We start from the raw sequence: 12,891 nt of genomic DNA, 5'->3' as shown, positions 1-12,891 counted from the left end.
CCGGGGACCGGGGCCGATGGACGTGCTCGACCTGGACGGCGACACCGGCGAGCACCTGCGCGCCCACCCGGTGCAGGAAGCATCACGACGGTGGTCCGGTCACCGTGGACGTGCGCCGGGGTGGACCGTACGTGGTGCGGCTGAGCTGGCGTTGTCCGGGCCGTGCGATGGTCCCCGGTGGCAGTACCCGGGGGTCGGCATTCGGCTGGTGATCCATTCACCAGCATTACCGGGAGATTTCGGCACAAGCGTCCTCGGATGTTGCCAGACGCATTGTGGGCCATCTATGGTTGGCAACCATCCACCGCAATTCCCGCTCCCGGCACCGGCCTGTCTGTCGAAGCGCTTCGACACCGGTTGAACTGCCATAACTGTTCGCACCCTTTCCGGAAAAGGTGATCCGGGAGGGGCGATTCCGCGTGTCCTCCGCGAAGGAAAATGACCATGCGAAACAGATTCCTGCGACGTGGCGTGGCCGCGGTCGCGCTCACTCTTCTGACGCTGCCCCTGGTGCCCGGCGCCGCGCTGGCCGGGCCCGAGTATCCGTTCCGTGATCCGCGGTTGAGCCTGGACAGACGGGTCGGCGACCTGGTCGGGCGGCTCACCCTCGACGAGAAGATCTCGCTGCTGCACCAGTACCAGCCGGCCATCCCGCGGCTGGGCATCAAACTGTTCAAGGCCGGCACCGAGGCGCTGCACGGTGTGGCGTGGTCGAACGACGCCGACAACGGCGGTGCGGTCGTCACCGCGAGCGGCACCTCCTTCCCGCAGGCGGTCGGGCTGGCGAGCACCTGGGACCCGGCGCTGCTGGAGCGCGTCGGTGACGTCGTGTCCGACGAGGCGCGCGGCTACCACCAGCAGAACGAGCGGGTGTTCGGGCTCAACCTGTGGGCCCCGGTGGTCAACCTGCTGCGCGATCCCCGGTGGGGCCGCAACGAGGAGGGCTACTCGGAGGACCCGCTGCTGACCGGCGCGATCTCCACCGCGTACGGGAAAGGGCTGATGGGTGACGATCCCCGCTACATCAAGACCGCGCCGACGCTGAAGCACTACCTGGCCTACAACAACGAGAAGGGCCGCGACGTCACGTCGTCGAACGTGCCGCAGCGGGTGCTCAACGAGTACGACCGGGCCGCGTTCAAGCCCGCGCTCGAGGCCGGCGCCGCGACCGGGGTGATGGCGTCCTACAACCTGATCAACGGGCGCCCGGCCACGGTGGACCCCGATCTCGCCGGCCTGGTCCGCTCGTGGAGCGACAAGCCGCTGTTCAACGTCAGTGACGCGTACGCGCCGTACAACCTGACCGGCTCGCAGCAGTACTTCGCCACCCAGCCGGAGGCGAACGCCGCGGTGGTCAAGGCCGGGCTGGACAGCTTCACGATCAACGATGCCAACGGTGAGCCGATGGCCACCGCGCTGAAGACGGCGCTGCAGCAGGGTCTCATCGCCGAGAGTGACATCACCCGGGCGGCGGGGCACGCGCTGAGCATCCGGTTCCGGCTCGGTGAGTTCGATCCGGACGGTGGCCCGTACGCGCGGATCGGTGCCGACGTCATCAACGCCCCGGCGCACCAGGCTCTGGCCCGCGAGACCGCGGCCGAGGCGATGGTGCTGCTCAAGAACGACAAGCGGGCGCTGCCGCTCGCCACCGGCAAGAAGGTCGCGGTGGTCGGGCCGCTCGGCGACGTGCTCTACAACGACTGGTACGGCGGCCACCTGCCGTACCAGGTCACCGCCGCGGACGGGATCCGGGAGCGGGCCGGGTCGGTGACCACCAGTGAGGGCTCGGACCGGATCGCGCTCAAGGACGTGACCACCGGACGGTACGTGACCTCGACCGGCACCACCGACACCACGCCCGTGACGGCCACCGGCACCACCGCGGACGCCGCCGCCCAGTTCGACGCCGTCGACTGGGGACAGGGCGTGTCGACGCTGCGCAACGTCGCCAGCGGACGCTATCTGGGCTACAACTGGGGGCCGTTCCTGACCCGCGACGAACAGCCCAACGGCTGGTACGTGCAACAGCAGTTCAAGCTGGAGGAGCAGGCCGACGGCACGGTCGTGCTGCACTACGCCGGCAACGAGACGAGCGAGAGCTGGTTCGGCGCGAACACGTACCTCACGGTCGGCGCGGACGGCGCGCTGACGCTGGGCTCGGCCACCGCCGAGGGCGCCGCGCACTTCGAGAAGCAGGTGCTGACCAGCGGCATCGACCAGGCCGTGGCGGCGGCGAAGAGCGCGGACACGGCCGTCGTGGTGGTCGGCAGCATGCCGTTCATCAACGGGCGTGAGGCCGACGACCGCACCACCACCGCGCTCGCGGAGGGCCAGCAGGAACTCCTCGAGGCGGTGCTGAAGGCGAACCCGAGGACCGTCGTGGTGCTGCAGACCAGCTACCCGGACACGATCAACTGGGCGCAGCAGCACGTACCCGCGATCGTCTGGACCACCCACGCGGGTGCCGAGACCGGCCACGCCGTCGCCGACGTGCTGTTCGGCACGACCAACCCGGCCGGCCGGCTCACCCAGACCTGGTACGCCTCCGACGCCCAGCTGCCGGCGGACCTGAACCAGTACGACATCATCACGACCGGCCAGACGTACCTGTACAGCAAGGTCAAGCCGCTCTACCCGTTCGGCCACGGCCTGTCCTACACCGACTTCCGGTACCGGAACCTGCGCGTGCAGGGCACCAAGGTCACCGTCGACGTCACGAACACCGGCAGGGTCGCGGGTGACGAGGTCGTGCAGCTCTACACGCACCAGCGCACCTCGCGGGACAAGCAGCCGGTCAAGGAGCTGCGCGCGTTCCAGAAGGTCAACCTGAAGCCGGGCCAGACCCGCACGGTAACCCTGCGCTTCGACCGCGACGACCTGGCCCACTGGGACGTCACCCGGCAGCGCTGGGTGGTCGAGTCGGCCACCCACGACGTGCTCGTCGGCTCGTCCTCGGCGGACATCCGCCAGCGCGGCACGCTGCGCGTCAAGGGTGAGACCATCCCGCCGCGCGACCTGACCCGCACCACCCGGGCCGAGGCGTTCGACACCTACCAGGGTGCCACGCTGGTCGACGAGTCCAAGCCCAGGGGCACCGCGGTCGGCTCGAACGCCGACGGCACCTGGATCGCGTTCAAGGACGCGGTCGCCGGTCGCACGTTCACCGCGAAGGTCGCCAAGGAATCGGCCGGGACCGGCACGATCCAGATCCGGCAGGGTTCACCGACCGGCAAGCTACTCGGCACGGCCCAGGTCGATTCCACCGGCGACCGCTATGTGTACGCGACGACGAGCGCGACCCTGCCCAGGGCCCGGGGCGACATCTACCTGGTCCTGAGCAACGGCATCCGGATCGCCGAATTCCGGGTGCGATGATGCGGCGCCTGCTCACAGCGCTGCTCGTAGCGGTCCTCGGCGTGTCCGGATGGGGGACTCCCGCCCGGGCCGCCCCGTCCCCGGCAGCCCCGTCCCCGGCAGCCCCGTCCCCGGCAGCCCCGTCCCCCGCTGCTCAGCCCAGGGTCACCTACGACAGCCACTCGATCATGATCGACGGCGAACGGGTGCTGCTCAACGCCGCGGAGTTCCATTACTTCCGGCTGCCCAGTCCCGACCTGTGGCGCGATGTGCTCGAGAAGTACAAAGCGGCCGGATTCAACGCCGTGTCGCTGTACTTCGACTGGGCCTACCATTCCCCGAAACGGGGCGTGTACGACTTCACCGGCGTCCGTGACGTGGAGCGCCTCCTGCGTACCGCCGAGGATCTGGGTCTGTGGGTGGTCGCCCGGCCCGGCCCGTACATCAATGCCGAGACCACCGGCGGCGGTTTCCCGGCCTGGCTCAAACGGGTCCCGGGCCGGGCCCGCAGCAGCGCTCCGGGATACACCGAGGCGTATCGGGAATGGCTCGGCCGGATCAATCCGATCATCGCCCGGCACCAGGTGACCCACGGCGGAACGGTGCTGCTCTACAACGTCGAGAACGAATACCAGGCGAACACCGACGCGCAGTACATGGAAGATCTGCAGACGCTGGCCCGCGCGACCGGCATCGACGTGCCGGTCACCACGAACGTCTGCTGCGACGCGGCGTCCTGGGCCTCGACCTGGGGATCCGGGCCGGGCGCGGTGCAGATCCCGGGTGTCGACGACTACCCCCAGACGTTCGACTGCGGCAACGCGGCCACCGTCTGGGGCGACTGGGGTGAGGGCGTCACCGAACGGATCCGTGCCGACGCGCCGGTCTTCGCCGCCGAATACCAGGCCGGTGCGATCGACCTGAACAACGCGGGATACGACAAGTGCCGGGAGCTGACCGGCCCGGCGTACATGAAGTATTTCCAGAAGAACAATCTGATCGAGAGCGGCGCCACCGCGCTGAGCTATTACATGGGTTTCGGGGGGACCAACTGGGGCTGGCTCGGGCAGCCCAATGACGTCTACACGTCCTACGACTACGGCGCGGCGATCACCGAGGCCCGCCAGCTCACCCCGAAATACGACGAGTTCAAACGGCAGGGCTATTTCCTGCGCGCCCTGACCCCGTTGCGCAAGACCGATGCGACGACGGGCCCGGCGTCGAGCAATCCGCTGCTGCGCACCGCGGCCCGGACCGATCCCGACACGGGTACGCAGTTCGTGCTGCTGCGCCACACCGACCGCGCGGCGCGGTCCGACGACACGTCGACGCTGGACTGGACCACGCCGGACGGCCACTACGCGGTGCCGGTACGGCTGCTCGGCCGGGACGCGAAGATCCTGGTCGCCGGCTACGACCTGGGCGGCCAGCGGCTCGCGTACTCCACCTCGGAGATCCTCACCCACGAGCCGATCGCCGGCCGTGACGTGGCCGTCCTGTACGGCACCGAGGGCACCGCGGGCGAGACGGTCCTGCGCTACCCGTCCCGACCCCGGGTGACGGTGCTCGACGGCCGGGTCTCGTCCTCGTTCGCCGGGGGAGACCTGCGCCTGTCCTACACCCACCAGGGGCTCGCCCGGGTCCTGATCACCGGCGGGGGCCGCCGCCCGCTGCTGCTCATGCTCGGCACCGACGCCGAGGCCGCCACGTTCTGGCGCGCCGACACGTCCGCCGGCCCGGTCCTGGTCCGCGGCACCGACCTGCTGCGCTCCGCCGAGCTGGAGCGTGGGGCGCTCGCGCTGCGGGCGGACACCGCGAAGCGCGGCGAGCTGGAGGTGTGGTCCGGCGGGCGGTCACGCGGCGTGACGGTCAACGGGCGGGCGCTGGCCGTGCGGGGGACCGCGAGCGGCTCGGTGACCGGGTCCGTGGCCGGCCCGGCGCCGGTCCGGCTGCCCGTGCTGACCGGGTGGCGGGAACACGCGGAGGCTCCCGAGGCCCAGCCGCGCTTCGACGACGCGGCCTGGCGGGTCGCGGACGCCGGCCTCGCGTCGGACGACTACGGGTTCCACAGCGGGGCCGTCTGGTACCGCGGGTCGTTCACCGCCGCCGGCACCGAGACCTCCGTCGACCTCAACGCCGTCACCGGCCGCCGGGGCACGTACCTGGTGTGGGTGAACGGACGTTTCCTGGGCTCGGCCGCCGGTGGCACCCAGGCCGACTCCGACGCCCCGGCCAACCCGGATCCCGGGCCCGGTCACTTCGCGGTCCCGGCCGGGCTGCTGCGGGCCGGGAAGCCCGCGGTCGTCTCGGTGCTCGTGCAGAACATGGGCAACAACGACGACTGGACCGCCGACGACGACCGGTTCCGGCAGCCGCGCGGGCTGGTGCGGGCCTCGGTCGCCGGGGCCACTGCCCCGGTCACCTGGCGGATCCAGGGCGCGCGGGGCGGCGAGGACCTGGCCGACCCGATGCGCGGCCCGCTCAACACCGGCGGCCTGTACGGCGAGCGCAACGGCTGGACGTTGCCGCAGTTCCGGGACGTGGGCTGGCCCCGGGCCACCGCGGGCGTCCCGGTGGGGGTCACCTGGCGGCGTACCGCATTCCGGCTCGACCTGCCCCGCGGGCAGGACACGTCGGTGGCGCTGCGCTTCCCGGACCCGCCGCCGGCCGGGCAGCGGGTGCAGCTGTTCCTGAACGGGTGGAACCTCGGTCATTACGGCGGCGGGATCGGCCCGCAGACCGATTTCGTCCTCCCGGCCGGGCTGCTGCGTGAGCACGGCACGAACACGCTGGCCCTGGCCGTGGTCGCCGACCGTGCGGGGAGCCTGGGTGCACCCCGGCTGGTGACCGCGGGCACGCGGCGTGGTGGAGTGCCGGTCTCGGATGTGGCCGGTCGTTAGGATGCGCTCGGAGCACAGGACGCGGGACGGGGGAGGGGCGATGCCGACGATCAGCGACGTCGCCCGGGCCGCCGGGGTGTCGATGAGCACGGTGTCGTACGTGCTCAGCGGCCGCCGGCCGATCTCCGCCGAGACCAGTGCGCGGGTCCGTGCGGCCATCGCTGACCTCGGGTATCACCCGCACGCCGGGGCCCGGGCGCTGGCCAGCAGCCGGACCAGCGTGCTGGCCCTCGTGGTGCCGTTGCGCGCCGACGTCAACGTCCCGGTGATCATGCAGTTCGTGACCGCGGTGGTGACGGCGGCGCGCGCGGTCAACCACGACGTGCTGCTGCTGACGAAGGACGAGGGCACCTCCGGGCTGGAACGGGTCGCCGGGGCCACGATGGTCGACGCGCTGATCGTCATGGACGTGGAGAGCGACGACCTGCGGCTCCCGGCGCTCGGCGCGCTCAAGCAGCCGTCGGTGCTGATCGGGCTCCCCGACGACCCGGCCGGCATCGCGTGTGTCGACCTGGACTTCGCCGCCACCGCGATGGAGTGCCTGGCGCATCTGGCCGGGCACGGGCACCGGCGGATCGCGCTGGTCGGTCCGTCGCCGTCGGTCTACGAACGCGGGACCACGTACGCGGGCCGGTTCCTGGACGGTTTCACCAAGGGTTCGCGGGAGCTCGGCCTGGAGACGGTCGCGCACTCCTGCGAGCCGGGGACCGCCGGGGTGCGTGACTGCCTGGCCTGGATCGACACCGAGCAGCCGGGCACGACCGCGCTGGTGGTGCACAACGAGGAGGCGCTCGGCCCGCTGCTCGAGGAGCTGCGGGCGCGGGGGCGGCGCATCCCCGGCGACCTGTCGATCGTGGCGGTCTGCCCCCGCGACGTGGCGACCGCCGGGCCGGTGCGGCTCACGTCGGCCGACATCCCGGCCCACGAGGTCGGCACGCTGGCGGTACAGACGGCGATGGACCTGCTCGACGGCCGCCCGGCCCCGGGCGCCCGCCTGCTGCCCCCGATCCTGGTGGAACGCGACAGCTGCGCGCCACCGCCCGGTTAGGCCCGGCCCGGGACGTACCCGGCGATCTGCCGCGCCCGGCCGGCGGAGGGGGCCGTCCAGCCTGGTGGGACGGGGATCCGTCGAGAAATCTCCAGGACACACTGTTGACATCGGTGGGCAGCAAAACCTAGCGTCTGCCCCAGCCCCATCGTCGAAGCGCTTCGATCATGCTGTGTCGAAGCGCTTCGACGGTCCCGGAAGCCACCCCCTGGGAGTGACGGCATGTTCAGACCACGACTCGGCATCGCACTGATACTTTCCCTGTCCCTCGGCGTCGCCGCCTGCGGTTCCGGCGGCGACAGCGACGAGGGCGCCGACGCGAAATCGTTGACGCTCTGGCACTACGAGGCGCCCAACAGCGCCATGGGCATCGCCTGGAACAAGGCGATCGAGCTGTTCAAGACCAGCCACCCGGGCGTCGAGGTGAAGTTCGAGGAGAAGAGCTTCGAGCAGATCCAGCAGAACGCCGGGATGATCCTCAACTCCGACAGCGCGCCGGACATCCTCGAGTACAACAAGGGCAACGCGACGTCCGGCCTGCTCAGCAAGCAGGGCCTGCTGACCGACCTGACCGACGAGGTCACCGCGCGCGGCTGGGACAAGAAGCTCTCGCCCAGCCTGCAGACCACCGCCAAGTACGACGACGACGGCATCATGGGCAGCGGCAAGTTCTTCGGCGTGCCCAACTACGGCGAGTACGTGATGGTCTACTACAACAAGGACCAGTTCAAGAAGTACAACCTCGCCGTGCCGACCACGTACGAGGAGTTCACCAAGGCCATGGACACGTTCGTCCAGAACAAGGTGACCCCGGTCGCGAACGGCGGCGCGGAGTACCCGGCCCAGCAGATCTTCTACGAGCTGGCGCTGTCCAAGGCCGACCGGGCCTGGGTCGACGACTACCAGCTGTACAAGAACAAGGTCGACTTCAAGGGCCCGCAGCTCACGTACGCCGCGCAGACGTACGCCGACTGGGTCGCCAAGGGTTACATCGGCAAGGACTCCGCCGGTATCAAGGCCGAGGACATGGGCGTCAGCTTCATCCAGGGCAAGTTCCCGATCATGTACTCGGGTTCCTGGTGGTACGGCCGCTTTGCCGACGAGATCAAGAACTTCGAGTGGGGCACGTTCCTGTTCCCGGGCAGCTCGCTGCACCCCGGATCCAGCGGCAACCTCTGGGTCGTCCCGGAGAAGAGCAAGGCCAAGAAGCTCGCGTACGACTTCATCGACATCACCATGACGCCGGAGATCCAGAACCTGCTGGGCAACAGCGGTGGCGTGCCGGTCGCGGCGGACACCGCGGCGATCACCGGTGACAAGAACAAGGAACTGATCGACAACTTCGCGAAGCTGTCGGCCGCCGACGGGCTGGCGTTCTACCCGGACTGGCCGGCCCCCGGGTTCCAGGACACCCTCACCTCCGGGGTCCAGGGCCTGATCAACGGGTCCAGCACGCCGCAGAAGCTGCTCGAGGACCTGCAGAAGCCGTACGACGAGAACCTGGCGGACCTGGGCAAATGAGTTCGCGACAGGGAGGCCGCAACGCCGGCTACGGGCTTTACCTGATCCCCGGGGTGCTGGCCTCCCTGGCGGTGATCGTGGTGCCGCTGATCATGACGGTCGGGGTCAGCTTCACCAAGTGGAACGGCATCGGCGAGGCCAAGTGGATCGGCGTCGACAACTACACCCGGCTGTTCGCCGACGACCTGTTCTGGGCGTCGTTCGGGCACATCCTGCTGCTCATCGTGGCGATGGCGATCATCCCGACGTTCTTCGGCCTGGTCATGGCGGCAGTGCTGTTCGACTACGTCGCCAAGGTGCTCGGTGAGCGCTGGGCCAAGCTGTTCCGCTCGGGGTTCTACCTGCCGCAGGTGCTGCCGGTCGCGGTCACCGGCATCATCTGGGTCTGGATCCTGCACCCCAGTTTCGGGGCGCTCAACCGGATCCTGGACACCGTCGGGCTCGGCTCGCTGAGCCGGGACTGGCTCGGCAACCCCGACTACGCGTTGTTCAGCGTCATGGGCGTGATGATCTGGTTCCAGTTCGGCTACCCGATCGTCATGTTCATGTCCGGCCTGCAGCGCGTCGACCCGGAGCTGTACGAGGCGGCGGCGCTGGACGGCGCCGGCTGGTGGTCCCGCTTCCGGCACATCACGGTCCGGATGATCCGCCCCGAGCTGTACGTCGTGCTGGTCACCACCACGATCGCCGCGCTCAAGATCTTCGGGCAGGTGTTCGTGCTGACCGGCGGCGGACCGAGCAACGCCACGCTCGTCCCGTCGTACTTCGCCTACAAGAACTTCTTCGAGAAGGCCCAGGTCGGCTACGGCTCGGCGATCTCCACCGTGCTCACCGTCATGATCGTGATCCTCGCGATCGTGTTCCTGCGCCTGCAGAACCGCCAGGAGTCCCGCTCATGAGCGTCATCACCGCCGCCCCGCCGACGCAGGCGCCCCCGGCGACCCGGGCGAAGAAGCACCGCAGCCCCGGCCGCTGGGTCGTGCTGGCGATCCTGCTCGCCCTGCTGCTGCTCGTGATCGCGCCGATGCTGGTGATCACGGTCAACGCGTTCAAGACGCCGGCCGACTACGCCAACAACGGGCCGCTCGCCCTGCCCGAGTCGATCAGCTTCCAGGGCATCATCGACTTCTGGGAGCGCATCGACTTCACCCGTAAGCTCTTCAACAGCCTCGTCACCAGCCTGTCGGTGGCGGTGCTGGGCGTGCTGCTGAGCGTGTTCAACGCGTACGCGCTGGGCATCGGGCGCGTCCGCGGCCGGATCTGGTTCCTGGTGTTCTTCCTGGTGGCGAACCTGCTGCCGCAGGAGGTGCTGGTCTACCCGCTGTACTACATCTCCAAGGAACTGCACCTGTACGACAGCCCGATCTCGATCATCATCATCTTCACGGTGATCCAGAGCGCGTTCGGCACGTACCTGCTGACCAGCGTCTACGAGGAGTTCCCCCGGGAGCTGCTGGACGCCGCCGAGGTCGACGGCGCCGGCCGCTGGCTCACGCTGTGGCGCGTCGTCGTCCCGGTCAGCCGGCCCACCCTCGCCGTGCTGTTCACGTTCTTCTTCATCTGGACGTGGAACGAGTTCTTCCTGCCGCTGATCTTCCTGGTGTCCAACGACAACCAGACGGTCCCGGTGGCCCTCGGCGTGCTGCAGGGCGACCGGCTGATGGACGCGACCACCACCAGCGCGTCCGGGCTGATCGGCATCCTGCCCGCCCTGATCTTCTTCCTGATCTTCCAGCGCACCCTCACCCGCGGCATCACCGCCGGCGCCATCAAGTAAGGGACGGCCTCGTTGAAATTCACCGACGGTTACTGGCGCAAGCGGGACGGCCTGACCGTCCTGCACCCGGCCCAGCTGCAGGACTCGCGGCACGACGAGACGTCGCTGACCGTGTTCGCCCCCGCGAAACGGGTCCAGAGCCGCAGCGACACCCTGGACGCCCCGATCATCACGGTCACGGTGACCGCCCCGGCGCCCGACGTCATCCGGGTCACGCTGGGCCATTTCCTCGGCGCGCGCCCGGCGTTCCCGAATTTCTCCATCGAGGAGACGGCCAACGCTCCGCACGTCGACAGGACGAGCCTGACCTCCGGCGCGCTCACCGCTCAATTCCGTGACGGTGACCGCTGGGGCCTGGACTTCCTCGCCGGCGGCAAGCGCCTCACCGGCTCCGGCTGGAAGGGCATGGGCATCGTCGACACCGCCGACGGTGAGCACTACGTGCACGAACAGCTCGACCTCGGCGTCGGCGAAGCGGTCTACGGGCTCGGCGAGCGGTTCGGCCCGCTGGTCAAGAACGGTCAGAGCGTCGACATCTGGAACGAGGACGGCGGCACCGTCAGCGAGCAGGCGTACAAGAACGTGCCGTTCTACCTCACCAACCGGGGGTACGGCGTCCTGGTCGACCACCCCGGCAAGGTCTCGTTCGAGGTGGCCTCCGAGGTGGTGTCGCGGACCCAGTTCAGCGTCGCCGGCCAGTCGCTGTCCTACCTGGTCATCTACGGTCCCACCCCGGCCGACGTGCTGCGCAAGTACACCGCGCTGACCGGCCGCCCGGCACTGCCCCCGGCCTGGTCGTTCGGGCTGTGGCTGACCACGTCGTTCACCACCAGCTACGACGAGGAGACGGTCACCGGGTTCGTCGACGGGATGGCCGAGCGCGACCTGCCGCTGAGCGTGTTCCACTTCGACACGTTCTGGATGCGCGAGTTCAGCTGGTGCGACTTCGAGTGGGACCCGCGGATCTTCCCCGACCCGCCAGGCATGCTCAAGCGCCTGGCCGACCGCGGGCTGCGTACCTGCGTCTGGATCAACCCGTACATCGCCCAGCGGTCGGCGCTGTTCGCCGAGGGCATGGCCAACGGCTACCTCGTCAAGCGCGCGAACGGCGACGTGTGGCAGTGGGACCGCTGGCAGGCCGGCATGGCGCTGGTCGACTTCACCAACCCGGACGCCGCCGCCTGGTACGCCGGCAAGCTCAAGGTGCTGCTGGAGATGGGCGTCGACGCGTTCAAGTCGGACTTCGGCGAGCGGATCCCCACCGACGTCGTCTGGCACGACGGCTCCGACCCGGAACGCATGCACAACTACTACGCCCAGCTCTACAACAAGTGCGTGTTCGACATCATCCGGGAGACCCGCGGCGAGGGCGAGGCGGTGCTGTACGCCCGGTCCGCGACCGTCGGCGGCCAGCAGTTCCCGGTGCACTGGGGCGGCGACAACTCCGCCACGTACGAGTCGATGGCCGAGACCCTGCGCGGCGGGCTGTCGCTCGCCGCGTCCGGGTTCGGTTTCTGGAGCCACGACATCGGCGGCTTCGAGGGCCTGCCCGACCCGGCGGTGTTCAAGCGGTGGATCCCGTTCGGGCTGCTCACCTCGCACTCGCGGCTGCACGGCAACCAGACGTACCGGGTGCCGTGGCTGTTCGACGAGGAGTCCGTCGAGGTGCTGCGCGCGTTCACCCGGCTCAAGCTGCGCCTGATGCCGTACCTGTTCGCGGCCGCCCACCGCGCCCACGACGAAGGCCTGCCGGTGATGCGGCCGATGGCGCTGTCCTTCCCGGACGACCCGGCGGTCACCCACCTGGACCGGCAGTACATGCTCGGCGACGACCTGCTGGTCGCCCCGGTGTTCAGCGAGGCCGGCGACACCGATTACTACGTCCCGGCCGGCCGCTGGACGAAATACCTCACCGGCGAGACCGTCGAGGGACCGGGCTGGATCACCGAGACGCACGGTTTCGCCAGCGTGCCGCTGCTGGTCCGGCCGGGCGCGGTCATCGCGGTCGGGTCCCGCGAGGACCGGCCCGACTACGACTACCGCGACGGGATCACGCTGCGGCTCTTCGAGCCCCAGGACGGCACCCGTACCGTACGGGTACCCGGGCCCGATCCCACGGAATTCACCGTGACGGTGTCCTCGTCCCACCTCCGGGTGACCCGTTCCGGCGCGGAACTGCCGTGGCGCGTCCAGATCGGAACCTCGGAACCGGTCGATGTCCCGGCGGACCGGGAGAGCGTCGACATCGCGGTGTGAACTCCATGGTGGACCCGGTTCCGTCGCACTCCGGG

7 protein-coding genes are annotated in these 12,891 nt (G+C 69.5%); all 7 read left to right on the top strand.

Translation table 11 applies throughout. From position 1 onward, the window contains the following. The first annotated feature begins 444 nt into the window (after positions 1–444). The 7 genes from ACIA6A_RS01035 (at position 445) to yicI (ending at position 12,856) form a co-directional block, all read left to right on the top strand. A complete protein-coding gene (locus ACIA6A_RS01035) occupies positions 445–3,375 on the top strand; it encodes a glycoside hydrolase family 3 C-terminal domain-containing protein (RefSeq protein WP_396095304.1) in 2,931 nt (976 codons plus the stop codon). After that, complete coding sequence (locus ACIA6A_RS01030) at positions 3,375–6,254, top strand: beta-galactosidase (RefSeq protein ID WP_396095302.1); 2,880 nt, start codon at positions 3,375–3,377, stop codon at positions 6,252–6,254. Before ACIA6A_RS01035 ends, ACIA6A_RS01030 begins: the two co-directional genes overlap by 1 nt. Positions 6,255–6,294: 40 nt before the next feature. After that, the gene (locus ACIA6A_RS01025; RefSeq protein WP_396095301.1) at positions 6,295–7,302 is read left to right on the top strand and encodes a LacI family DNA-binding transcriptional regulator; all 1,008 of its coding nucleotides are present in this window, start codon (positions 6,295–6,297) and stop codon (positions 7,300–7,302) included. A gap of 222 nt (positions 7,303–7,524) precedes the next feature. Further along, positions 7,525–8,823 carry an extracellular solute-binding protein gene (locus ACIA6A_RS01020; protein ID WP_396095300.1) on the top strand — a complete coding sequence of 433 codons (1,299 nt, stop codon included), beginning with the start codon at positions 7,525–7,527 and terminating at the stop codon, positions 8,821–8,823. Further along, positions 8,820–9,722 carry a carbohydrate ABC transporter permease gene (locus tag ACIA6A_RS01015; protein ID WP_396095299.1) on the top strand — a complete coding sequence of 301 codons (903 nt, stop codon included), beginning with the start codon at positions 8,820–8,822 and terminating at the stop codon, positions 9,720–9,722. The genes ACIA6A_RS01020 and ACIA6A_RS01015 overlap by 4 nt, the downstream gene beginning before the upstream one ends. Next, positions 9,719–10,600, top strand: coding sequence for a carbohydrate ABC transporter permease (locus tag ACIA6A_RS01010; RefSeq protein ID WP_396095297.1), 882 nt, complete (start codon positions 9,719–9,721; stop codon positions 10,598–10,600). Before ACIA6A_RS01015 ends, ACIA6A_RS01010 begins: the two co-directional genes overlap by 4 nt. 12 nt (positions 10,601–10,612) lie before the next feature. Beyond that, positions 10,613–12,856 carry an alpha-xylosidase gene (yicI, locus tag ACIA6A_RS01005; RefSeq protein WP_396095295.1) on the top strand — a complete coding sequence of 748 codons (2,244 nt, stop codon included), beginning with the start codon at positions 10,613–10,615 and terminating at the stop codon, positions 12,854–12,856. The last annotated feature ends 35 nt before the right edge of the window (positions 12,857–12,891 follow it).

This window comes from Actinoplanes sp. NPDC051494 (assembly GCF_044454705.1).
Classification (GTDB): domain Bacteria; phylum Actinomycetota; class Actinomycetes; order Mycobacteriales; family Micromonosporaceae; genus Actinoplanes.
The sequence above is the reverse complement of the archived record's forward strand: the minus strand, read 5'-3'. Positions and strand labels throughout refer to the sequence as shown.

Bases quoted from the DNA above. Each gene is read 5' to 3' on its own strand.
- ACIA6A_RS01010 (WP_396095297.1), top strand. From the start codon at position 9,719: ATGAGCGTCATCACCGCCGCCCCGCCGACGCAGGCGCCCCCGGCGACC.
- ACIA6A_RS01030 (WP_396095302.1), top strand. From the start codon at position 3,375: ATGCGGCGCCTGCTCACAGCGCTGCTCGTAGCGGTCCTCGGCGTGTCC.
- ACIA6A_RS01015 (WP_396095299.1), top strand. From the start codon at position 8,820: ATGAGTTCGCGACAGGGAGGCCGCAACGCCGGCTACGGGCTTTACCTG.
- ACIA6A_RS01035 (WP_396095304.1), top strand. From the start codon at position 445: ATGCGAAACAGATTCCTGCGACGTGGCGTGGCCGCGGTCGCGCTCACT.
- ACIA6A_RS01020 (WP_396095300.1), top strand. From the start codon at position 7,525: ATGTTCAGACCACGACTCGGCATCGCACTGATACTTTCCCTGTCCCTC.
- ACIA6A_RS01025 (WP_396095301.1), top strand. From the start codon at position 6,295: ATGCCGACGATCAGCGACGTCGCCCGGGCCGCCGGGGTGTCGATGAGC.